The 22763-nt window shown below is 33.8% G+C and carries 21 protein-coding genes; 7 read left to right on the top strand and 14 right to left on the bottom strand.

Translation table 11 applies throughout. The features are described from left to right. Positions 1 to 34 precede the first annotated feature (34 nt). Positions 35 to 1597 carry an NAD(P)/FAD-dependent oxidoreductase gene (locus C8C87_RS02900; RefSeq protein WP_121341053.1) on the bottom strand — a complete coding sequence of 521 codons (1563 nt, stop codon included), beginning with the start codon at positions 1595 to 1597 and terminating at the stop codon, positions 35 to 37. 287 nt (positions 1598 to 1884) lie between these two features. On the opposite strand from C8C87_RS02900, the gene C8C87_RS02895 reads away from it, so the two are divergent. Then, positions 1885 to 2118: a hypothetical protein gene (locus tag C8C87_RS02895; protein WP_099713338.1), complete on the top strand. Its 234-nt coding sequence runs from the start codon at positions 1885 to 1887 to the stop codon at positions 2116 to 2118. A 52-nt stretch (positions 2119 to 2170) separates the two neighbouring features. Here the strand turns inward: C8C87_RS02895 and recQ are convergent, their stop codons facing one another. Beyond that, positions 2171 to 4366 carry a DNA helicase RecQ gene (recQ, locus tag C8C87_RS02890; protein WP_099713339.1) on the bottom strand — a complete coding sequence of 732 codons (2196 nt, stop codon included), beginning with the start codon at positions 4364 to 4366 and terminating at the stop codon, positions 2171 to 2173. Positions 4367 to 4451: 85 nt separating this feature from the next. On the opposite strand from recQ, the gene C8C87_RS02885 reads away from it, so the two are divergent. From C8C87_RS02885 to lptB, 4 genes are all read left to right on the top strand, one after another. Next, positions 4452 to 5417 carry an SIS domain-containing protein gene (locus C8C87_RS02885; RefSeq protein ID WP_199074736.1) on the top strand — a complete coding sequence of 322 codons (966 nt, stop codon included), beginning with the start codon at positions 4452 to 4454 and terminating at the stop codon, positions 5415 to 5417. Beyond that, positions 5417 to 6232, top strand: coding sequence for a twin-arginine translocase subunit TatC (gene tatC / locus C8C87_RS02880; RefSeq protein WP_099713340.1), 816 nt, complete (start codon positions 5417 to 5419; stop codon positions 6230 to 6232). Before C8C87_RS02885 ends, tatC begins: the two co-directional genes overlap by 1 nt. Further along, on the top strand, positions 6225 to 6578 hold the full coding sequence (locus tag C8C87_RS02875) for a carboxymuconolactone decarboxylase family protein (protein ID WP_099713341.1): 354 nt from the start codon (positions 6225 to 6227) through the stop codon (positions 6576 to 6578). Before tatC ends, C8C87_RS02875 begins: the two co-directional genes overlap by 8 nt. 85 nt (positions 6579 to 6663) lie before the next feature. Beyond that, on the top strand, positions 6664 to 7404 hold the full coding sequence (gene lptB / locus C8C87_RS02870; protein WP_099713342.1) for an LPS export ABC transporter ATP-binding protein: 741 nt from the start codon (positions 6664 to 6666) through the stop codon (positions 7402 to 7404). A 104-nt stretch (positions 7405 to 7508) separates the two neighbouring features. Here the strand turns inward: lptB and C8C87_RS02865 are convergent, their stop codons facing one another. Further along, positions 7509 to 8372, bottom strand: coding sequence for a glycoside hydrolase family 25 protein (locus C8C87_RS02865; protein WP_121341052.1), 864 nt, complete (start codon positions 8370 to 8372; stop codon positions 7509 to 7511). 9 nt (positions 8373 to 8381) lie between these two features. Next, positions 8382 to 9098: a phosphatidylcholine/phosphatidylserine synthase gene (locus C8C87_RS02860; RefSeq protein WP_121341051.1), complete on the bottom strand. Its 717-nt coding sequence runs from the start codon at positions 9096 to 9098 to the stop codon at positions 8382 to 8384. Between the two features lie 277 nt (positions 9099 to 9375). On the opposite strand from C8C87_RS02860, the gene C8C87_RS02855 reads away from it, so the two are divergent. Together C8C87_RS02855 and C8C87_RS02850 are read left to right on the top strand one after the other, a co-directional pair. Further along, entirely contained in the window at positions 9376 to 10362 is a 987-nt protein-coding gene (locus tag C8C87_RS02855) for a PorV/PorQ family protein (RefSeq protein WP_121343273.1), read from the top strand. A gap of 25 nt (positions 10363 to 10387) precedes the next feature. After that, positions 10388 to 11527 (top strand): DUF4105 domain-containing protein, encoded by a 1140-nt coding sequence (locus tag C8C87_RS02850; RefSeq protein ID WP_121341050.1) that lies wholly within the window; start codon positions 10388 to 10390, stop codon positions 11525 to 11527. A gap of 33 nt (positions 11528 to 11560) precedes the next feature. Here C8C87_RS02850 and C8C87_RS02845 read toward each other — a convergent pair whose 3' ends face one another. From C8C87_RS02845 to C8C87_RS02800, 10 genes are all read right to left on the bottom strand, one after another. Next, on the bottom strand, positions 11561 to 12955 hold the full coding sequence (locus C8C87_RS02845) for an exopolysaccharide biosynthesis polyprenyl glycosylphosphotransferase (RefSeq protein WP_121341049.1): 1395 nt from the start codon (positions 12953 to 12955) through the stop codon (positions 11561 to 11563). A gap of 285 nt (positions 12956 to 13240) precedes the next feature. Beyond that, on the bottom strand, positions 13241 to 14590 hold the full coding sequence (locus C8C87_RS02840; protein ID WP_121341048.1) for an O-antigen ligase: 1350 nt from the start codon (positions 14588 to 14590) through the stop codon (positions 13241 to 13243). Continuing rightward, positions 14587 to 15687, bottom strand: a complete 1101-nt coding sequence (locus tag C8C87_RS02835) for a glycosyltransferase family 4 protein (RefSeq protein ID WP_233550001.1) — start codon at positions 15685 to 15687, stop codon at positions 14587 to 14589. Before C8C87_RS02835 ends, C8C87_RS02840 begins: the two co-directional genes overlap by 4 nt. Before the next feature lie 130 nt (positions 15688 to 15817). Further along, positions 15818 to 16933 carry a glycosyltransferase family 4 protein gene (locus tag C8C87_RS02830; RefSeq protein ID WP_121341047.1) on the bottom strand — a complete coding sequence of 372 codons (1116 nt, stop codon included), beginning with the start codon at positions 16931 to 16933 and terminating at the stop codon, positions 15818 to 15820. Next, entirely contained in the window at positions 16930 to 18027 is a 1098-nt protein-coding gene (locus tag C8C87_RS02825; RefSeq protein WP_121341046.1) for a glycosyltransferase family 4 protein, read from the bottom strand. Before C8C87_RS02825 ends, C8C87_RS02830 begins: the two co-directional genes overlap by 4 nt. Before the next feature lie 137 nt (positions 18028 to 18164). Next, positions 18165 to 19409, bottom strand: a complete 1245-nt coding sequence (locus tag C8C87_RS02820) for a hypothetical protein (protein WP_121341045.1) — start codon at positions 19407 to 19409, stop codon at positions 18165 to 18167. Beyond that, complete coding sequence (gene rffA, locus C8C87_RS02815; protein ID WP_121341044.1) at positions 19406 to 20521, bottom strand: dTDP-4-amino-4,6-dideoxygalactose transaminase; 1116 nt, start codon at positions 20519 to 20521, stop codon at positions 19406 to 19408. The genes C8C87_RS02820 and rffA overlap by 4 nt, the downstream gene beginning before the upstream one ends. Then, positions 20522 to 21400 carry a formyltransferase family protein gene (locus tag C8C87_RS02810; RefSeq protein ID WP_121341043.1) on the bottom strand — a complete coding sequence of 293 codons (879 nt, stop codon included), beginning with the start codon at positions 21398 to 21400 and terminating at the stop codon, positions 20522 to 20524. A gap of 11 nt (positions 21401 to 21411) precedes the next feature. Then, positions 21412 to 22347, bottom strand: coding sequence for a glycosyltransferase family 2 protein (locus tag C8C87_RS02805; protein ID WP_233550000.1), 936 nt, complete (start codon positions 22345 to 22347; stop codon positions 21412 to 21414). Between the two features lie 5 nt (positions 22348 to 22352). Further along, positions 22353 to 22718, bottom strand: coding sequence for an EamA family transporter (locus C8C87_RS02800; protein WP_121343271.1), 366 nt, complete (start codon positions 22716 to 22718; stop codon positions 22353 to 22355). Between the last annotated feature and the right edge of the window lie 45 nt (positions 22719 to 22763).

The raw sequence follows: 22763 nt of genomic DNA, 5'->3' as shown, positions 1-22763 counted from the left end.
TTTTTTTTAAAATAAAATTATATCACTTAAAAAATTAATTTCCTATAGACTCTTTTATCATCAATGCACATTTCTCACCATCAATAGCAGCAGATATAATTCCGCCGGCATAACCTGCGCCTTCTCCACAAGGATACAACCCTTTTATTTGAACATGCTCATAAGTCAAAGGATCTCTGGGAATACGCACTGGCGAAGACGTTCTTGATTCTGGTGCATGAAGTATGGCTTCATTTGTTAAATATCCACGCATCGATTTTCCAAATTCAGTGAATCCTTCTCGCAATATTTGCGTTAAAAATCCGGGAAAAACCTGTCCCATTTCAACTGAAGTTGTTCCGGGAACATAAGACGTTTTAGGAATATCCGATGAAACTCTGTTTTGTGTAAAATCAATCATACGCTGTGCAGGAACTTTTTGACTTTCTCCTGCCAAGTGCCAGGCGCGTTGCTCGATGCTTTTTTGGAATTCCATTCCGGCCAAAGCACCAAATTTAGCAAAAGGCTTAAAATCTTCCAGTTGCAATTCAATTACAATTCCGGAATTGGCGGTAGCCTGATCCCTTTTGGATGGCGACCAACCATTGGTAACCACTTCGCCGGGACTTGTGGCACAAGGTGCAATCACGCCACCGGGACACATACAAAAGGAATACATTCCCCTTCCTCCTACTTGCTTCACAATAGAATATGGAGCTGGAGGCAAAAATTCTCCACGATAATCACAACTGTATTGAATACTGTCAATCAAAGATTGAGGATGCTCTGCCCTTACGCCCAAGGCAAAAGGTTTGGCTTCGATAAAAATCTTTTTTCTATCCAATAATTCAAAAATATCACGAGCCGAATGTCCTGTGGCTAAAATAAGTTTATTGGCAAGAATTGTATCCCCTTTTTGAGTAACGATACCCTGCACTTCATTGTTTTTTATTAAAATATCAGTCAGTCTGGTTTCAAACAAAACTTGTCCGCCACATTCGATGATTTTTTCTCGAATGTCCTGAATGATTTGAGGTAATTTATTGGTACCAATATGTGGATGCGCCTCAATAAGAATATCGGCTGAAGCTCCAAAAGCAACAAACAATTCCAAAACGCGTGTTACATCACCTCTTTTTTTAGAACGCGTGTATAACTTCCCATCTGAATAGGTTCCTGCACCACCTTCTCCAAAACAATAATTAGAATCTTCATTTACAAAATGATCCACATTAATGGCTTTCAAATCTCTTCTTCTGCCTCTTACGTCTTTTCCACGCTCAATAACTATAGGCTTTAAACCCAATTCTATCAATTGCAAGGCAGCAAAAAGTCCCGCAGGTCCAGCACCAACAACGATTACTTCTTGAGCTGTAGCCACATTACCATAATCCGGAAGTTGTATTTTTTGCTCCTGAAAAGGCTCTACTTTTAAATAGATTAAAACCTTAAGATTGATTTTTATAGCTTTTTGACGGGCATCAATAGATCTTTTTAGGATAGAAACGTGCTGAATTTCATTTACGGAAATCTTAATTTGTTTCGATAAATGATTTTTCAACAACAAATCATTTGCTGCAATTTCTGGAGATACTTGTAATAAGAGTTCTTGAGGCATTTTTTTAGATTATCGATTTTTAGATTATTTGACTTTTAAAAATGTCTAAAATAATCCAGGTACAAAAGTAGTATTTTGTATTGACTTCTTGTTATTGAAAGGAAAATGCATTTTTCAAATTTTCAAATTGCCTAATTTTCGAATTAGACTTTGTAACTTTGCAATTCAAAAATAGTAAAACGATAACTCCTCAACCGATTAAACAATTAAGAATAAAATTAATATTTGATTTTCGAGGAACACTGATTACTGAACACTGATTACTGAACTTTTGTACCTCATAAAAAATGTCTAGACAAATAAAACTGATATGGGATTTTCGTGGTCCGGCAGCTGCAAAAACAGCGGAACATCACGAAATTCATTTAAAAGAATACATCACAATTGAAAAATTACCATTGAATATAACCGGTTTTGAAATTCAAGGTGAAATGCAAGCCATTGCTTTTATGGTAGTAACGGATGAAAACATGATTCAGGTTCGAGATGCTTTGAAACCGCATCGTGGGGAGCTTTTTTAGTTTGCAGTAATCAGTATTCAGATTGCAGAACACTGACCACTGACCACTTTTCTTAATTAGCAACCTCGCTGATGAATTTAATTCGCATCAAGCGCAATTCATCAATATCATAATCCCCATCAAATTCTTTGAGTGCATTTTCTATATTATCGGATTCAGATTCCATAAAATATTCATGAATTTCTTCCTGCTGATCATCGTCAAGCATATCATCAATCCAATATTTTATATTCAATTTAGTTCCTGAATACACAATTTGCTCCATTTCTTTAATCAATGCATCCATATTGATGCCTTTGGCGGAAGCTATATCATCAAGGGATAGTTTCCTGTCGATATTTTGGATAATATAAAGTTTGTTTACGGAGTTTACTCCTGTAGATTTCACCACTAAATCTTCTGGACGGATGATGTCGTTATCTTGTACATATCGACTGATTAATTCTAAGAATTCCTTTCCGTATTTTTTAGCTTTTCCTTCTCCAACACCATGAATATTAATCAATTCCTCTTGAGAAACAGGATATTTCAAAGCCATATCTTCCAATGATGGATCTTGGAAAACCACAAATGGAGGAACGCCTAATTTCTTAGCCACTTTTTTACGCAAATCACGCAACATACCCATCAATAATTCATCGGCAGTTCCAGTAGATTTAGAAGCAGTTACAATTGCTTCATCTTCAGATTCGTTGTATTCATGATCTTCAGACATCATAAAGGATTCCCGGTTTTTAATAAAATCTAATCCTTTCTTAGTGATTTTTACAATGCCATAGGTTTCAATATCTTTCGATAAAAATCCTGCAACAAGAACTTGTCGCAACAAGGCCATCCAGTATTTTTCATCATGATCTGAACCACATCCAAAAAAGGACTGTGTATCTGTTCTATGTGCTTTGATGACAGCATTGACGCGGCCAATCAAGGTAAAAACAACTTCTTTTGATTTGTATAAATGCTTCGTATCTCGAACCACTTCCAACAGTTTCACAACTTGATCTATGGCTTCGACTTTTGTTTTTGGATTTCGAACATTGTCATCCATATCAGCGCCTTCCCCATTAACATCATCAAATTCTTCACCGAAATAATGAAGCAGAAATCTTCTTCTGGACATAGACGTTTCGGCGTAAGCCACAACTTCCTGCAACAAAGCAAATCCAATTTCTTGTTCTGCCACTGGTTTACCAGACATGAATTTTTCTAACTTCTCTACATCTTTATAGGAGTAATAGGCCAGACAATGGCCTTCTCCACCGTCACGACCTGCGCGACCGGTTTCCTGATAGTAACTTTCCAGTGATTTTGGAATATCGTGATGAATCACAAAACGCACATCCGGTTTGTCAATTCCCATCCCAAAAGCGATGGTTGCCACCACCACATCTACATCTTCCATAAGGAACATATCTTGGTGTTTGGCACGGGTTTTAGCATCTAATCCCGCATGATAAGGCACGGCACTTATTCCGTTTACTTGCAAAACTTCGGCAATAGCCTCTACTTTTTTTCGGCTTAAACAGTAAATAATTCCTGATTTGCCTTTATGTTGTTTTATAAAACGAATAATATCCGATTCTATATTTTTAGTTTTAGTACGTACTTCGTAATACAGATTGGGTCTGTTAAATGATGCTTTAAAAGTGGTAGCATCAGACATATCTAAGTTTTTCAGAATATCTTCCTGTACTTTTGGCGTAGCTGTTGCAGTAAGCCCAATAATAGGAACATCGCCTAATTGCTTGATGATGTGCTTTAAATTCCTGTATTCCGGTCTAAAATCATGTCCCCACTCCGAAATACAATGCGCTTCATCGATAGCTACAAAAGATATGGTAACATTTTTCAGAAAGCTCACATATTCTTCCTTTGTTAAAGATTCAGGTGCAACATATAATAACTTCGTCAATCCTGAAGTAATATCTTTTTTTACCTGAGTAATTTCGGTTTTAGTAAGAGAGGAATTTAAAACATGGGCAACGCCATTTTCAGAAGATAAACTTCTGATGGCATCCACTTGATTTTTCATTAAAGCAATAAGGGGCGAGACTACGATAGCAGTTCCCTCTTGAATCAAAGCAGGTAATTGATAACAAAGTGATTTTCCTCCTCCTGTGGGCATTATCACAAATGTATTCTGTTGGTTTAGGATACTTTTTATGACTTGTTCCTGCAACCCCTTAAATTGGCTGAAGCCAAAATATTTCTTTAATTCTTTGTGTATGTCAATTTCGTTTGAATTCATTCTTTATTATGTGGTATTTTGTATAAATTTGCAACACCTAAAGGTACAAATTTCTTTTACACATACAAATTTTAATTATTCTGTTTTGATATCTAAAGAAAATATATTGGCTAGCGCCAAAAAAACTATTTTATCGGAAAGCCAATCTATTGCTAAACTAACTGATTTTCTTGATGAAAACTTCATTGAAGCGACACAAAATATCTATAATTCCAAAGGAAGACTAGTGGTTACAGGGATAGGAAAAAGTGCTATTATTGCCCAAAAAATGGTAGCCACTTTTAATTCTACCGGAACGCCATCGCTATTTCTTCATGCCTCAGAGGCTATTCACGGTGATTTAGGAATGATACAAAATGACGATAGTATCATTTGCATTTCTAAAAGTGGCAACAGTCCTGAGATAAAGGTTTTAGTGCCACTCCTAAAACGTTTTGGAAATACATTGATTGCAATAACTGGAAATACTGCTTCTTTTCTTGCTAAAGGTTCTGATTTTGTTTTGAACACCACTGTAGATGCCGAAGCTTGTCCTAATAACCTTGCTCCAACTAACAGTACTACCGCTCAATTAGTAATGGGCGATGCCCTTGCCATTTGTCTTATGGAAATGCGTGATTTCAAACCGGAAGATTTTGCTGTTTATCATCCCGGAGGCGCATTGGGCAAGAAATTGCTATTGCGTGTAAAAGACATGCTAGAACACACCTTAAAACCTATGGTATCGCCTGATGCATCTATAAAAAAAGTGATTTTCGAGATTTCTGAAAAACGTCTTGGTGTAACTGCGGTTGTCGATGAAGATAAAGTTATCGGTATTATTACTGATGGTGATATTCGAAGAATGTTAAACGACAGAGATTCTTTCGTTGATTTGACTGCCAGAGACATTATGACAAAAAACCCCAAATTAATACCATCTACCGCTATGGTTGTAGATGCATTGAACATCTTGGAAGACTTCTCCATCACACAATTAGTTGTGGTTGACAATGGAGAATACAAAGGAGTATTACATTTACACGATATTTTAAAAGAAGGAATAATATAATGGCGAAAAAAAACTTAAACGAAATGTCGTTTTTAGATCATCTTGAAGAATTAAGATGGTTATTGGTTCGAAGCACAATTGCAATATTAATTTTGGCTACCATCACTTTTTTCATCAGTGATTATATTTTTGATGTCATCATTTTTGGCCCCACAAATGCTAATTTTATAACCTATCGCTTTTTTTGCGACCTCTCAAATCAATTGGGCTTTGCCGAAAGTATTTGCGTAACCGAAATGCCTTTCATCATCCAAAACACAAACATGGAAGGACAAATCAACGTTTTGATTTGGACCTGTATAACTGCCGGATTTATTCTTGGTTTTCCATTCATATTATGGGAAGTATGGAAATTCATCAGTCCAGCATTATATGATACTGAGAAAAAACATGCGAGACTTTTTATCGTGTCATCCTCATTACTTTTCTTTCTGGGAGTATTGTTTGGCTACTTTGTAATTGTACCCATGTCAGTAAACTTTTTTGCCACTTTCACCATCAGTGAAGTAGTAAAAAACCAGTTTAGCATTGATTCATATATTGGCTTGGTAAAAACGAGTGTTATTGCTTGTGGATTGTTTTTTGAATTGCCTATAATCATTTATTTCCTAACCAAATTAGGTTTGGTTACACCAGTTTTCTTGAGAAAATATTGGAAATATGCCGTAATCATCATTCTTATTGTCGCAGCAATTGTAACCCCTCCAGATGTGGTGAGTCAAATAATTGTAACCATTCCGATGTTGTTAATCTATGAAGCGAGTATCTTAATTTCAAAAATAGTAGTAAAAAATCAAAAAAAATTAAATGGCTGATATAATCGAAGAATTCAACGAGTACCGTTCTAAAATGAACGAAAAATTATTGGCAGACAATAATAAAATTGTAAAACGAATTTTCAATCTAGACACCAATGCGTATGCGGCGGGAGCATTAGACGTAAAAACTAAAGAGCTTCTGGGATTGGTAGCTTCGGCAGTTTTACGTTGTGATGATTGTGTAAAATACCATTTGGAAACCAGCCATAAAGAAGGTGTAACCAAAGAGGAAATGATGGAAGCGATGGGAATTGCAACGCTTGTTGGCGGAACTATCGTGGTACCTCACTTAAGGAGAGCATACGAATTCTGGGAAGCACTGGAAGAAACTGCTGTGAAATAATTGTTAAGAAGCAAAATCGTTTAATTGTTTATTCGTTTATTTGAACGATTAAACAGTTAAACAATCCAACGATTAAACTAAAAAAATGAAATTAAGAGCCGAAAATCTAATCAAAACCTATAAAGGACGAAGTGTTGTAAAAGGCATATCGGTAGAAGTAAATCAAGGCGAAATCGTAGGGCTTTTGGGACCTAATGGTGCCGGAAAAACTACGTCTTTTTATATGATTGTAGGATTGGTTAAACCAAATTCGGGCAATATATTCCTTGATGATTTGAATATTACTGATTATCCAATGTACAAAAGAGCACAACAGGGAATTGGTTATTTAGCTCAGGAAGCTTCTGTTTTTAGAAAATTGAGCATTGAAGATAATATATTAAGCGTACTGCAACTGACAAAACTATCCAAGGCGGAACAAGAGGCTAAGATGGAAAGTTTAATCGAAGAATTTAGCTTAGAACACATTCGTACGAATCGTGGCGACTTACTTTCCGGTGGGGAACGCCGTCGTACCGAAATTGCACGTTGTCTTGCCACAGATCCAAAATTCATTTTATTAGATGAGCCATTTGCGGGTGTCGATCCTGTTGCCGTTGAAGACATTCAGAGAATTGTAGCGCAGTTAAAAAATAAAAATATCGGTATTCTTATTACGGACCACAACGTACAGGAAACCTTAGCTATTACGGACAAAACCTATCTTATGTTTGAAGGTGGAATCCTAAAAGCGGGAATGCCAGAAGAATTAGTAGAAGATGAAATGGTACGTCGCGTGTATCTTGGTCAAAATTTCGAATTAAGAAAGAAAAAATTGGAATTTTAGAAAAAATGAAATCCATTCGCAAAACGAATGGATTTTTTATATAAATTAAGATGACTGATCACTAAATACTGAACACTGATCACTGATTACTGATTACTAAAAAACTACTCCACTGTAATATACCGCAACTGCTGTAAATCTCCATTGTATATATTTATGTCTACATTACCTTTAATGCCAGGAACTGATGCCTTTTCGGTGAATTGCCAAAACAACCAATCTTCGGCTATTTCTTCTCTGTAAAAGTTATAATTAGCAATCCAAAAAAGATAATCACTGAATTCTTCTTTTAAAAAATCATCATAGTAGCGCTCTCCGGTATAAATAATAGGTTTTACTCCGTAATGTGACTCTACAGCATTTAACCATCTTTTCAAACCTAACTTAAGATTTTCAATCGACTGATTTTTAGGCAGTTTTTCAATGTCTAAAACGGGTGGTAAATCTCCTTTTTGAAGGGTTACTGTTTTTATAAAAAGTTCGGCTTGCTCCATTGAATTTTCGTTGGGACGATAATAATGATAAGCACCGCGAATCATTTTATTTTCTTTGGCGCCAAGCCAATTCTTATTAAACTGGCGGTCTTTTCTATCTTTTCCAACTGTAGCACGGATAAACACAAAATGCAGCGGATATTTTTGTTCTAAAGTATCTACATAAGTCCATCGGATTTTTCCTTGATATTCTGAAACATCCAAACCAATACTTTTTCCTTCGTGTTTTTCTAAAACCTGATAATTGCGAACGTCAGAAATGCGCTTGGCTTCTGATTCTTCTCTTAGAATTTTATCTGATTTAAAACTAAAATAGTAGGCTAAACCATCTCTATAATGATAGCCAACAGCAACAATCAGCAAAACAAAAAAAGCAACAATAGAATAACGCAAAACCTTCCCGGAGAAAACAGTTGCTTTCTTTTTGGGTTTACGAACTACCGTAGTTTTTCTTCTGACCGTTTTTCTTTTCATCCAAAAAAACTACTTTTTCAGCATTTTATTATTTATTACTGACAACAAAACATAGAAAAGAATGACCAAAGGAATTCCTAAATATTGGAGAAAAATTAACAACAAAAGGGAGCAAATCAAAAACACAATTTGAAGCGCATTATCCTTGAAATTGAACTTCTTGATTTTTAAGGAGAACAAAGGAATTTCAGCGTTCAAGATATAAGCACTCAATACCGTTATTGCTAGTAAAACCCATTGATTTGTCAATATTTCGATAACAAATAAAGAGTCGGTGTATTTTAAAACCAAAGGCAGACTTAAAACAAACAGCGCATTGGCAGGAGTTGGCAAACCAATAAAAGAATCAGTTTGACGGGTATCAATATTAAAATTTGCCAATCGGTAACAAGATCCTAAGGCAATCAAAAACCCTAAATAAGGGAAAATTTGCAAATGATCAACCGCCGCAGTTGACGAATTGTCGATCATCATTTGAGACATCACTAAACCCGGCACAACTCCACTGGTAACCATATCTGCCAAAGAATCCAACTGCAAACCAAGCGGGCTCGATACTTTGAATAATCGGGCAAAAAAACCATCAAAAAAGTCTAGGAATATACCCAAGCAAACAAAATAAAATGCCATTTCAAAATCTTGGTTAAAAGCAAAAACCAAAGCGATACAACCGCAAAAAAGATTTAGTAAAGTAATAATATTGGGGATATGCTTTTTAATAGTCATAGTTATAAAATTTAGTGAACCACAGTTGGCAAATTTAGTATAATAAGTCAAGGAGAAGTACGTTTTTTAATAGAGTTTTTTCAACAGTGATTTCTTGTTTAGATATATTTACCCAAAGGAAGAAATAAGCTCAGTAAAAAATTATATTTTTGATAAAAATTAAACAGACTTTTAGTTTGTAAAAATGACCCCATTGAAAAAAAGCTTCCTATTAGCAGCGGTTTTGGTTAGTACGCTAAATTACAGTCAAGCCGTCAGAAAATACTCGAATGAGTTTATGAATATCGGCGTGGATGCGGCTGCATTAGGCATGTCTAATACTGTTGTGGCTACTACGAGTGATGTTAATTCGGGGTATTGGAATCCTGCAGGACTGATTCATCTGGAAGACCATCAGGTATCCTTAATGCATGCTAATTATTTTGCCAATATAGCCCAATACGATTACTTGGCTTACGCAAGTCCTATAGATGACCGGAGCGCTTGGGGAATTTCATTAATTCGTTTTGGTGTCGATGATATTTTAAACACTACTGAACTCATTGACAGCCAAGGAAATATTAACTACAACAGAATCAGTCTTTTCTCAACGGCCGATTATGGTTTCACTTTTTCTTATGCCCGAAAACTCCCTGTTCCCGGATTTCAATATGGCGTAAACGCAAAAGTTATCCGACGAATCATCGGCAAATTTGCCAATTCTTGGGGCTTTGGTTTTGATGTCGGATTACAATTCGAAAAGAACAACTGGCAATTTGGATTAATGCTTCGGGATATAACCACCACGTATAACGTATGGAATATTGATGAAGATGAATATCAGAAAATTGCCAATTCCATTCCCGGAGAAAACCAGGAATTACCGGAGAGTACTGAGATTACAGCTCCAAAAGCACAATTAGGAATCGCTAAAAAGTTCATCATTCGATACGATTATAGCATTTTGGCTGCTGCCAATATGAATATGCGATTTGCAAAAACGAATGATCTTATCTCCACCGATTTTGTCAGTATCGATCCAGCTTTAGGTCTTGAATTTGGCTATACTGATTTGGTTTTTGTACGTGCAGGTGTGGGTAATTTTCAGAATGTACAACAACTGGACAACTCCGAAAAAGTGGGTTTTCAGCCTAATATCGGCTTGGGGTTCAAATACAAAGGCATCCAGATTGATTATGCGTTGACTGATTTAGGCGATCAAAGTACAGCTTTGTATTCCAATATTTTTTCAGTTAAAGTAGATTTGGGAATGTTTAGAAATTAATTTAAAAACAACAATACCACAACAAATGGATATAGCTTCTTTAAAAAAAATAGTTCTTTTCATACTCTTGTTTTCAATTGCAAACTATAGTTTCGGACAAAGCATCCAATTATCAAAAAACACACAAGTCAGCGTACTTACTTGTGGAACGGGGAACGAATCCTATTCTCTTTTTGGACACACTGCAATTCGAGTACACGATACGGTCAACGGAATTGATGTGGTATACAATTATGGGGCATTTGATTTTAACACCCCTAATTTCGTCATGAAATTCATAAAAGGCGACTTACAATATTTTGCCGTAGCGGACTCCTACCCTGATTTTATCAATCAATATCAATATGAAAAAAGGGCTGTTTATGAGCAGGAATTAAACATTCCTTCATACTTGAAACAAAAACTATTTGACAATCTGAACACTTCATTGGCCTCAGGCGAAAGTCATTACACATACAAGTTTATTGATAAAAACTGTACATCGATGGTTGTTGACATCATCAATAAAACATTAGATACGACCGCAATTGTAAAAAACGAAGATACCGACATCACTTACAGAACGATACTTTATCCGTATTTTGACAATCACTTTTACGAAAAATTAGGGACAAGCATCATCTTTGGTAAAAAAGTAGATGGTTTGGGAACGCAACTATTTTTACCTTTTGAACTGCAAAAAAGCCTGAAGAAAGTTACTTTTCAGAATCATCCGCTGGTGCAGGAAAACAAGACACTACTAGAATTCGAGGATGAAGCTCCTGGCTCTTGGTGGAATAACATCTATACCTACATACTTTTTCTTGGGTTTATAGTACTGATAAATAAGAAAAGTATTGATTTATTTTACCTCATCCTGATAGCGGTAATGGGCATGTTTTTTACGTTTGTCGGATTTTATTCGTCGCATCTGGAATTAGGATATAACTATAATATTTTACTTTTCAATCCAACTTTAGTAGGGTTGCTTTATTTTTATTGGACAAAAAACAAAAAAGGAATTTACAATCTGGCATTATTTAATATCCTGTCGTTAGGAATCTATTTCTTTGTAGTAATCAACAAAGCTCATTTTTTACTGGTATTACCATTAATAATTACCAACGGAATTATTTTGGTCAGAATGGCAATGCAGAATAAAAAACGGATTCCAATTATCATTTAATTTTTTTAAATAATAATAATAATAATAATAATACTATTGCCCCCTATAAAACAAAACGGTGGTAATTGTTTTAAAAGCAATGTTTAAATCCAGAAAAATACTTCTGTGTTTGATATAATACAAGTCGTATTGAAGCTTTATCAAACTGTCATCAATTGTTGCTCCATAAGCATAGTTTACTTGAGCCCATCCAGTAAGACCCGGCTTTATAATATGTCTTGTCTCATAGAAAGGCATTACTTCAGCGATTTCCTTTACAAAAAAAGGACGTTCTGGACGAGGACCAATAACGGCCATGTCCCCTTTTAGAATATTTATAAATTGCGGAAATTCATCAATCCTGGTTTTTCGTAGAAATTTACCAAATACAGTCACTCGAGAATCATTTGTAGTGGTAAAAACAGCCCCGTTAGATTCGGCATTACTGACCATGGTCCTGAATTTTAAAATTTCAAATACCACGCCATCTTTACCAACACGTTCTTGGGTATAAAACAACTTTCCTCTGTTTCCTATTGCATTTCCTATCAATATAAATGGAAATAGCACAAGTCCAATGGATAATCCAAGTACCGAAGCACTAATTTCAAAAATTCGGGCTCCAATCAAATATAATTTATTGTGATTGCTTCTGCTAAAAGGAAAAAAGCGATAAAAATCTCTGGACATATAATGCACTGGAATACGCTGTGTTTTACTTTCATATACCTGCGTATATTCTCGAATTATAGCTCCGGACTCCAGCAAATGAAGTAATTGCTGATACAACTCAGCCGTAATTCCATCTGTTTTTTGGGAAGCAATTACAATCTCGGATATAGAGTTTTGTTTTACAAAAGAAAATAACGAATCTCGCTTTATATTTTTAACATAGGGGTATTCGACTAGTTCATCTTCGGCAGCATCGGCATTCACAAATGCAATTATTTTATAATGGGGATCGATATGCTCTAATCCGGATATCAACTCTTCTACCTGCTCTTTATCACAGATTAAAACTGCGTTTTGCAAAAATCGAGTAGAGGCTAAAAACGAAACATAAAACATTCGCCATAAAAACAAAGCCAAAAACACAACGAGATAAAACAATACAATCTGAATTCTTTTCGAAGGAAGCTCCGGAGAATAAATCGGCGTTAACAAGTACACTAAAACGGTCGTTGAAACGGTTAGAATAGAACTCTTTAGTACCTGAAATTGATTACTGGCAACCTGAAGATTATACATTTCAAAAATAGTTCCGAAAAGATTGATATAAATACCCAGAATTAGCATCCAATATGAATTCTTGGTTGACAAAATAAAATAATCAAAATCAAATATATTCCCAATAAAAAATAAAGAACTAAAAATAAAAAATACATCAAAAACACGAAGAATCATCTTTCGCTCTGATATTTCAAAATGTATTTTATCGACTGAGAACATGAATGATATTTACGTTTAGGACTGCAATTTAATGCTTTTGCTTCGAAGTAAATTTAAGAAATGTTAATTTTTTTAACAAAATTTTAATAGAGAGTAAGTTAATACAAGACTATTTCAAATAAGGCTCATAAATAAAGCGACAGAAGTGTTTTTCAAGTACTAAAATGGATTAGGGCTATACTTCAATTAATAATAATAATAATAATAATAATAATAATAACTCAACGACCACCGAACACTGATCACTAAAATCTGACCACTGTTTACTGACCACTAAAAAACTAATCATTCTTCTTCATTCTTAACCCTCCTAGGACTCCCCAACTGCACATTCAGTAGAGACAAAGAGTACACAAAGGCAGGAACTGCTGTTCGCATAGCCGCATGATTAATCGTTAAAAACCAAAAAGCAACGAAACACAACAAAAACATATTAAACTTATTTTCTAAATACAAAACCAAAGGTGTAAAAAATAGAATTAACAATGCTAAGATACCAAGCGAACCATGTTCAGCTAACATTCTGGTAATCTCATCATGGGACAATACCTTAAGTCCTGTTTCATCTTCTCGAATCTCTGCTCCTTTCCCGACACCAACGCCAAAAATGGGATTTTTAAAAAAAGTATCAATTTCATTTTGAGCCACATCCTCCCTCCCTGTAAATTGACTTTCTTTAACCCTTCCTTTGGCATCTCGATTGGAATATCTTTTCTCAATAAGCCCGCCTGTTTGAAACGATGTATAAGACCAAGTGGCAAACATAGCAAGTGTCAATAATACAATAATATAATTCAATTTTACCCGCCCGCCAAAATTCGATTTAAAATACAAAAACGCCAATAACAAAACAATCATCAAAAATCCGGTAATCATCCCACCACGAGAAAAAGTAATCATCCCCCTGTACGTAATATTTAAGGCAATTATAATGTTGATTAAAATTTGGAATTTTGTTTTAGAATCCAATATGATTCTGGAAAAAAAAATAAACATACCCAAGCCAAGAATAGTGGCTACTTGATTAGGGCCGTAACCACCAGAAGTTTGAAAATTAGATTCAGTTCCGGTAATCACCTCCTGAACATTTGGTGTGTAAAGGGTTAAATATACCATGCAGCTGATAATAGGTAATCCCAAACTCAACAAAATACTGTTTGTTTCTTCTAATGAAATCTTACGCCTAAACGTATACAAGGAAGCAATACCCAGACAAACCGGACCAGATATATTAAAAGCAATCGCTTTACGGATATCTGTATCAAAATTCAAAGCAAAAGTTGAAATAACAACACTGGGTACCAATAAAAGTAAGAAAGTCCAATATGGTGCCGCTCCTTTAGAAAAACCACTGTAATACATTCCTAACAGAATAAAAACCATTACGCCATACTTCGAAATTTCGTACAGAGGATTTCCGCCAGTCATCCTTAAAAAAACTTCGCTCCCTACAACATAAGCAGCAACAACAAGAGCTTCATTATTTCTATTTTGAGTTTTAATAATGTAATAAACCCCAAAAATAAAAATAGAATACCCATAAATTTTAGAAGTAAAGGGGAGAATGTATCCCAATGCACCGATAAAAACATGGAAAAGAATTAAATAGAGATAGTATTGATCCTCTTTTTTCATTTGTGACTATTTTGCAACCAATTTAAATACTGTGCTATAACAGCTTTTTTTGAATAAGTGTCAATTATTATTTTGTAAAGAGCATTGCCAAACTCCTGTTGCAGAGCTTCGTTCTTTATTAATGCAACCAACGCTTCATAAAACAAATGTTCCTGTTGAGCGATGACAAGAAAACCGTTTTTACCATTGGCTACCAAAGAAGACATTTCACCTACATCCGTTACAACAACAGGTTTTTTTAACCATCCATATTCTAACAGCGCTAGGGGTAAACCCTCTGATTGAGACGTTAAAACGCCAATGGTAGATTGTTGCAAAATATTTTCAATATCTTGTTTCGTGCCGTAAAGAAACACATTTTTTTCTAAAGCAAAAGCAACTATTAAATCCTTAATTTTTTGGGCATAGTTATCATTAAAATCTTTTCCTACCAAATGAAAAGTCCATTCTGGATGAGATACTTTTAGTTTACACGCTACTTTCAATAATAAAAAGTGATCTTTCTGTACTCTCAGATTAGCTAAACATACAATCCGCTTTCCTTCTATTCCTTTCAATACAGTATTGACCGTGCTATCATTCCCTTCAGAAGGAAAATTAGGTAAATAAACGGTATTCTTGAAATTCATTTTTTGTTCAGCCCAAACTTTCAATTTTTGGTTTACGGATATAATTCCACTAAAAAAAGGCAAAGCCATTTTTAAAGCACGGATGGGCCTTTTGGGTAAAAACTCACTGTCTCCGTAATGGTCATGCCAGATTAATTGTAAATACGGGCAACTTAGTTTTAATAAAAAAGCTATAAAAAAAGAGGTACTATGAGCATGAACTACAGTTACCTTATGCTGCTTTACGTAATTCCTTAACTTGTACAGTGCTTTTAAATCAACTGCTTTTTTTCTGTTCAAAAACAAATACGATACTCCTTCACCAACCTGACTTAAAAGTGCCCCTTCTTTACGGCTTACCACCAATCCGGAAAACTCAATTGTTTGGGCAAGCGCATTAGCATAACTCACCGCCATACGCTCGGCACCACCAGCCTCAAGGGAATCTATAATTTGTATGATTCTTATTTTATGATTGTCATGTTGCATGTTGCATCTTTCTTCTTGCCTCTTCTTCTTGATACTTTCTTCTTGATTCTTGTTTCCTTAATCTGGCTATTGCAGTTTACCGCTCCCATCGCTCCCAATTCCAACCCTTCAAACCTTAAACTTCAAACCCCTAAACAATTAACTCCTGTATCGCGTCCTCAAAAACATCCAGTGTAAACCTTCTGGACCATTCTGCAGCTTTATCTCGTTTAGCCTCATAATCGGTTTGATCATGCAAAACAACCGCTATTTGGGCACTATCTTTTTCTAAATCCTGCTGCAATAGAATCCCTCTATTCCCATAATCCAACATATAAGGCACACAAGAAACGGAAGTAGCAATCGGGACACAACCCCAAAACATACCTTCGGCAATTACTTTGGGCCAACCTTCACTGTCTGAAGGCAAAACCACAAAATGACTGTCCTGATAAGCTTTTTTTACAACATCCTGTGTCTGGTTCCCTTGTAATGAAACAATATTTTCTAACGCATGGGTTGCAATATAATCCTCTAGCATTTCCCGCTCCACACCTTCACCATAGACTCTCAAACGTACTGAATATCCTTTAAGATGCAAATTTGCCACTAATTGTATAGCATATAACGGATGCTTCCCTTTCACTAAAGCACCTACAAAAATAAAATCAACAATTTCACTCAATTTTTTTTGAACAACAGGTACTATCTCGTTTAATGCATAAGAAGCAGTAAAAAAAGGTTTAATATTTGGGGTCATGCCTTCCCACTCTCCATAAACTAAAACCTGTATGTTTCGGGTTAAAAAAGTATTCTTCAAAATCCATTGTTGTAATTTATAAGTTAAAGGTTGCTTCGATTTCGGGTCCCAATTACCGGCATATTTAGCCGACTTTGGTGTAAAAGGAAAGAGCATCTGAATAAAACAAGCTAACAACCCTATATTTCCGGGGCAACGCAAATGGATGTGATCAGCATTTTTCATCGCTTTAAAAAGAATCCTAATTAAGCTGGGAAGTTTCAATAAAGTGATCAAAATAGATTTAATAGACAAAACATCGAAACTTGGAACAGAGATAAATTGTATATTTTGATGACTGTAAGAACTCTCTATTAGTGTTTTATTGCCTAAGAACAAGGGTGCAACAACTATTAACTCATTGACATTTTTTCCCCAAATATTCATTTCTTTCACATAGGGAGCATAAGCATAATACTGATTATTCTCTTTAATATGCGGAACATGGGTAAATACAACAAACTTCATAAAATGGCTTGATAAAATGTATTACAGTAGGTATCCATACTAAATTTATCTAAATAAGTAGCCCTTGCATCAAAACTCATTTGTTCATAAAGATTGAAGTTATTTTCAATTTTATCAAACAATGATACTATTGAATCTAAATTGGGCTCAAATTTAAAACATTCTTTACCGTCTGTCAAATAATCAGCTAAACCGGTCGTATTTGAAATCAACAGAGGCGTCTGATTCATCATTGATTCTAAACCAACAGTAGGTAAATTATCAAATTTTGATGGAATTATAGTAAAATTACTCCCACTCAAATAATCATCGATAGCATCATATTGTAAAGTGCCTAAATACTCTATCCCCGGATTATTTTTAACCAATTTCTGAATTTTTACTACTTGACTTCCGGTTCCTGCAACTCTCAAAGTAATTTTTGAATTCACAACCCTCTCTTTGTATACTTTATAAGCTTCGATTAAATCAATAATTCCTTTTGAAGGGTCTAATCGACCTAAATAAGATACAATAATTGAATCTTTAATCAAGACTTTTCTATCTATAAACCGGTCCATCATAGGATTTAACAAAACAACCCCCTTTTCATTCCCATAAAAAGACTCTAAATCTTTCTTTGCTAATTCAGAAGGACACACAATAATATCGCAATATAGTTTATAGAATATCTTTTTTCTTAAAAACAATAGTTTTTGCCTCAACGTTACTCTTTTCATATCTATAAAAAGTTGACTTCTCAAGGTGTGATAATATTCAAAGGTTTTTACTCTACCAAAGGAAAGTAATTTTGAAGCTAAAATAGTAATATTACTCCCTACAAAATGGCCTATTACGACCTCCGGTTTGTATTTCAGATATATTTTACAATACCACAAAAAATCACTTAGTGAAGTTGGTCTTTTAGTAGTTGGCCAAGAACAGACGATAATTTTTCCATTATCTTTATGAATAAATTGTTCTTTTATAAAATACGGTTGATGAGAAATAAAAACCACCTGATAGCCTAAACTAGCCAAATGATTAGCTAAACTATAGCTCATTGCCGAAAAAGAAACTTCAGTATAATTATGGGCTATAAGAATTGTTTTCATTAATTAGTTGTTAATCTTATTTTATTCAATACTTCCTTAAATCCGAATGTACTAAAATTTATATTTGACTATTTAATAGACATATAAAGTGCTTTTATGTATAAAGTTTAATATATCTAATATTTTATTTGTCCCTATCAAATAATTCTCATAAACTTATGAAGAATACTATAAATCCCTAAAAAAGAAAAACAAATAAAGACTAAATAATTAGCAATAATAAAATTAGGATTAATCCTTTTATCGACTTGATATTGATTATAAAATACAATCGCACTTATAAAAACGGCAATATACCATCTGGGTTCAATATAAGAAATTATAATAAGTGAAAAAACACAAAGTGTTACTATCAATGAATATGGGATAAACATTTCTGGATTTAAAATATTCTTCTTTTTTAAATTTGTTAATATAAAATAAAAAGGAAATAGCAGTATAAATCCTAATTGTCTTAATCCAAAAAACATGGAATAATAGAAATCTTTAAAAAATTCTTTTACAGTTAAGGAGTAATCAAAAGTCAAACCCTCTACTATTCCGTTAGGCAAAGAGTTTAGTCCATTCTTTTTTAAATACTCTTGTGTTTGTTCCCAACTTGGATGACTAAAATTCTGAAGCTCTCCTTTATTCACAAGTAATTGTGCTAAATATTGACGCTGTGACCAACTTACTTTAATCTCGCTGGATGGCGTTTTATCATCATAGGACAACTTATGATTCAACTTCAGACTGGGAGCATTTAGTCCCATAAAAAAGAAGAATATCAAAATCGAAAATATCCTTTTTTTATTAAAAAAAGAAAAACCATTTTTATAAAGAAAATAAAGTCCTAACAGCACAACTGGCAAGTAAACCAAGAACATTTCTCTGGTAAAAAATGAGATAATCAATCCTGAAAAAGCAAGCCCTTGATTATTAATTTTCTTGTTTGCAATGAAATAAAACACCTCTGTCATAAATATAACTAGTCCCGTAAAGAAAAGAGCGTCATTAGTCCCTGCAAAAAAATATTTGGATGTGGCTAGGAAAAAAAATAAATAAAAATAAAATGGAGATGCTTTTATTTTTGCAATTTTAAAAAAATACAGCAGTAATAAGAGTAGCAAAAAAATATTAGCTGTTTTTAAAGCCAGGTATTCTTTCAAAAAAAATGAAAATGGATAGACCAACATCATATAAGGTATTGAAATACTTTTTTCAATTGCTGCAATCCAACCATTTGTTTTAATAAAAACTAAGTCATTCAAAAATAAAGTCTCATCTCCACTAATCTCAGCAATAATAAAAAAATAATAAAATGACAACAGGAAATAAGCCGAGACCAACACCTTAAAAGTCACTTCTATTTTTAAATTATATTTGGAATATAAGTCTTTCATAATACTTTTATTACTTCTTGAACATCTAATTCATAAAACATAGGTAATCGAAGCAAACAATCCGAATATCGATTAGATTCTGATAAATCTAGACCATTGTAACTGCTTTTATAGAAAGGGCTCCCATGAAGGCTAATATAATGAAAGACCGAAAGTATATTCTCTCTTTTTAATTTTTCAATAATGGTTTGCCGCTGTTCCATCGACTTACATACAATATAAAACATATGCCCGTTATTAGTGGCAAATGATGGTAGTATTGGTAATTGGATTTTATTTTCCTGTGCCCAATTTTGCAATTTACTATTGTAATTTCCCCAATGTGACTTACGAACCTGTTGAATATCAGCAATGTTTTCTAGTTGAGCCCATAAAAAAGCGGCAATAATCTCGGAAGGCAAAAAACTGGAACCGACATCTACCCATCCGTATTTATCTACTTCTCCTCTAAAAAAAGCAGAGCGGTTCGTTCCTTTTTCCCAAAGAATTTCAGCTCTTTCTGAAAATTGCGAATCATTAATGGCAAGCATTCCCCCTTCGCCAGATATAATATTTTTAGTCTCATGAAATGAAAAAGCTGCCAAATGGCCAATAGAACCTAAGGCTCTTTTAACGCCATCTTTACCAGTATAAAAACTGTCAATGGCTTGGGCAGCATCTTCTATGACATAAAGATTGTATTTATCGGCCAAAGCCATAATCTTATCCATATCACAGGCAACACCGGCATAATGTACCGGAACAATGGCTTTAGTTCTTTTAGTGATCAATGCTTCAATAAGGTCTTCATCTATCCCCGGATGATCGGTTCTACTATCTGTAAAAATTATGGTAGCACCACGAAGTACAAAAGCATTGGCAGTAGAGACGAAAGTATAAGAAGGCATTATGACCTCGTCTCCCTCTTTTATATCAATTAATAGTGCTGCCATCTCTAGTGCATCGGTACAGGAAGTGGTCAACAAACATTTGTGAAACCCATAGTTACGTTCAAAAAAATCATGACACAATTGAGTATAATAGCCATTGCCGGAAATCTTGCCTTTTTTGACAGCATCTTCAATATAAAGTAACTCTCTACCTGTGAGATAAGGCTTATTGAATGGAATCATTTATTTAAATCTAGTTCTAAAATTTTTTAAAGGTAAAATACTATTTTTTGAATTTTTAAAAATAGCTTCTTCAATTTTTAACAAACCTTTTCCACAAACAATAACAGGCTTATTTTGTTGAATAAAAATAACTTTACCTACATCTCTATTTTCGATTATTAAATCATCAATAACTGATGCACTTTGAATTAAAACTATCTCATCATTAATAAAACATTTAGCCCCTTGGTATGGAAAGCCTACAGCATCAATAAATCTTTTTATTTTAGAAGAAGAATTATTCCAATTTATAAAATAATCTTCTGAATCTCGCCAAAGACTATAAGTTGCATCAACTTCATTTTGATAAAACGATTCTATCTGAATATTTAAACTTAATTTTTTGAAAATATCAACAACAATCTCTGAATATAAAATACTCACTTTAGCTATTGCTTCATCAATCTTAATAGGATAAATAATTGAGCTCTGCCTTTGAAGAATTACTGCCCCTTTATCATACTCATCTGATGCAAACAAAGCTGTTACACCAATAGTTTGTTCTTTATTGATTAAAGAATTTACTAATGGGGCAAACCCTCTATATTTAGGTAATAACGAATCATGAAGAATAATTAATTTTAAATTTTCAATATTAATAATCCATCTCCATGAAATAGCTAAAGCATAGGATGAGTTAATTTGAAAAATTTGATTCGAAAGAAAAAAAGGAATTTGATTCAACTTACATATTTCAATTATTTCATTGCTGTAATCATTAATCACATCATTATCAATACCAACTATAATTTTATCGACAAAATCAACAAGGTTATTTTTAATTAAAGCATTTAACACTTCACAACCTTTATTAGTCATTAAAAACAATGATATTTTCATTACTTACTAATTTAAGAATTAAGAGCTTCATCAATAATAAATGTTGGTCTACCTTTAGTTTGATCAAAAATTTTACCAACATAAATCCCAGTTACACCAATAGTAGTAATTATGGCTCCTGATAAAAACCAAATGGAAACAATAATTGAGCTATACCCCAAAACTTCTATTTGATTTGTTACCGTTAAATAAATATTGTAAAGCCCAAATAGAAATGAAATCAAAGAAATAATTAATCCAAACTTAACAAACAGTTTCAAAGGTTTATTAGAAAACGAGATAATTGAATTAAAAGCCAAGCTTATTAATTTTGAAAAACTATAACTCGAATTTCCTTCTTCTCTTAGTCCATGTTCAACAATAATTGAAGTAGAGTTATAACCTACAAACTTAACAAATAATGGAAAAAATTTAATAGCATCCGAAATTTCTAAAATAGAAGCAATTACTTTAGAATGATAAATTCCAAAATTAGCTACTTCATTATCATATTTTGTATCTGTAAAAAAACTATAAATTTTTGAAAAGATTAAAGAGGTCATTTTTTTGAAAAAACTATCCTGTCTATTTCTTCTTTTTGCCAAAACAACATCAAATCCCTCTTTAGCCTTATTATATAAATTTAACACCTCTTTTGGTTGATCCTGTAAATCGCAATCTAAGACCACAATCCACTCTCCTTTTGCTAATGTTAAACCAGCCATAATTGCAGGATGTTGCCCGAAATTCCGACTCAATCGAACACTCTTCACTTCCAGAAATCTATGGGATATTATTTTCATTACATCCCAGCTTTTATCCGGGCTTCTGTCATCAATCAGAATAATTTCATATGGCATATCGAGAACCAACATGGTCTTTTGAATTTCATCAACCAATTTATCAAGTATTTTTTCCGCTTTATAAACTGGGCTAACAAATGAAATAATAGGATTTAAATCTTGCATTATTTTTAATATTTAACAGTCACAATAATTCCTAAAAGTATCAATAATAATCCAATTACTTTGCCCATTGTAAAAGTTTCTCCTAAAAAAAGGACTCCAATAATAAACACTAAAGCTGGAGACAAACTCATAAAGGGATAAGCTTTTGTAATTTCAAAATGGGTCATGGTTGCCATCCAGCAAAGAGACGCAGCAAAAGCAGCAACAAATCCAGAGAAAATAAAAGGATCCAAAAGTGCCTTTATCAGAAACAGTAATTTATCCTTCACTCCTTCAGGCAAACTCCCCAACTGATTCAATCGCCATTTTAAGACAATTTGTCCATAAACAGTAAATAATAAGGTTCCGAAAATATAAAAATAGGGATTCATATAATTGATTTTTGTCATAACGGTTTAAAAAATACGCTTTGAAAT

The sequence above is a fragment of the Flavobacterium sp. 120 genome, assembly GCF_003633605.1.
In the GTDB taxonomy this organism is placed as follows: Bacteria; Bacteroidota; Bacteroidia; order Flavobacteriales; family Flavobacteriaceae; genus Flavobacterium; species Flavobacterium algoritolerans.
Note: the sequence above shows the minus strand (reverse complement) of the source record. Positions and strands in the feature narration are given on the sequence as shown.

Coding starts and splice junctions, on each gene's coding strand:
- C8C87_RS02900 (WP_121341053.1), bottom strand. CDS start 1,597: ATGCCTCAAGAACTCTTATTACAAGTATCTCCAGAAATTGCAGCAAAT.
- C8C87_RS02895 (WP_099713338.1), top strand. CDS start 1,885: ATGTCTAGACAAATAAAACTGATATGGGATTTTCGTGGTCCGGCAGCT.
- recQ (WP_099713339.1), bottom strand. CDS start 4,366: ATGAATTCAAACGAAATTGACATACACAAAGAATTAAAGAAATATTTT.
- tatC (WP_099713340.1), top strand. CDS start 5,417: ATGGCGAAAAAAAACTTAAACGAAATGTCGTTTTTAGATCATCTTGAA.
- C8C87_RS02875 (WP_099713341.1), top strand. CDS start 6,225: ATGGCTGATATAATCGAAGAATTCAACGAGTACCGTTCTAAAATGAAC.
- lptB (WP_099713342.1), top strand. CDS start 6,664: ATGAAATTAAGAGCCGAAAATCTAATCAAAACCTATAAAGGACGAAGT.
- C8C87_RS02865 (WP_121341052.1), bottom strand. CDS start 8,372: ATGAAAAGAAAAACGGTCAGAAGAAAAACTACGGTAGTTCGTAAACCC.
- C8C87_RS02860 (WP_121341051.1), bottom strand. CDS start 9,098: ATGACTATTAAAAAGCATATCCCCAATATTATTACTTTACTAAATCTT.
- C8C87_RS02855 (WP_121343273.1), top strand. CDS start 9,376: ATGAATATCGGCGTGGATGCGGCTGCATTAGGCATGTCTAATACTGTT.
- C8C87_RS02850 (WP_121341050.1), top strand. CDS start 10,388: ATGGATATAGCTTCTTTAAAAAAAATAGTTCTTTTCATACTCTTGTTT.
- C8C87_RS02845 (WP_121341049.1), bottom strand. CDS start 12,955: ATGTTCTCAGTCGATAAAATACATTTTGAAATATCAGAGCGAAAGATG.
- C8C87_RS02840 (WP_121341048.1), bottom strand. CDS start 14,590: ATGAAAAAAGAGGATCAATACTATCTCTATTTAATTCTTTTCCATGTT.
- C8C87_RS02835 (WP_233550001.1), bottom strand. CDS start 15,687: ATGCAACATGACAATCATAAAATAAGAATCATACAAATTATAGATTCC.
- C8C87_RS02830 (WP_121341047.1), bottom strand. CDS start 16,933: ATGAAGTTTGTTGTATTTACCCATGTTCCGCATATTAAAGAGAATAAT.
- C8C87_RS02825 (WP_121341046.1), bottom strand. CDS start 18,027: ATGAAAACAATTCTTATAGCCCATAATTATACTGAAGTTTCTTTTTCG.
- C8C87_RS02820 (WP_121341045.1), bottom strand. CDS start 19,409: ATGAAAGACTTATATTCCAAATATAATTTAAAAATAGAAGTGACTTTT.
- rffA (WP_121341044.1), bottom strand. CDS start 20,521: ATGATTCCATTCAATAAGCCTTATCTCACAGGTAGAGAGTTACTTTAT.
- C8C87_RS02810 (WP_121341043.1), bottom strand. CDS start 21,400: ATGAAAATATCATTGTTTTTAATGACTAATAAAGGTTGTGAAGTGTTA.
- C8C87_RS02805 (WP_233550000.1), bottom strand. CDS start 22,347: ATGCAAGATTTAAATCCTATTATTTCATTTGTTAGCCCAGTTTATAAA.
- C8C87_RS02800 (WP_121343271.1), bottom strand. CDS start 22,718: ATGAATCCCTATTTTTATATTTTCGGAACCTTATTATTTACTGTTTAT.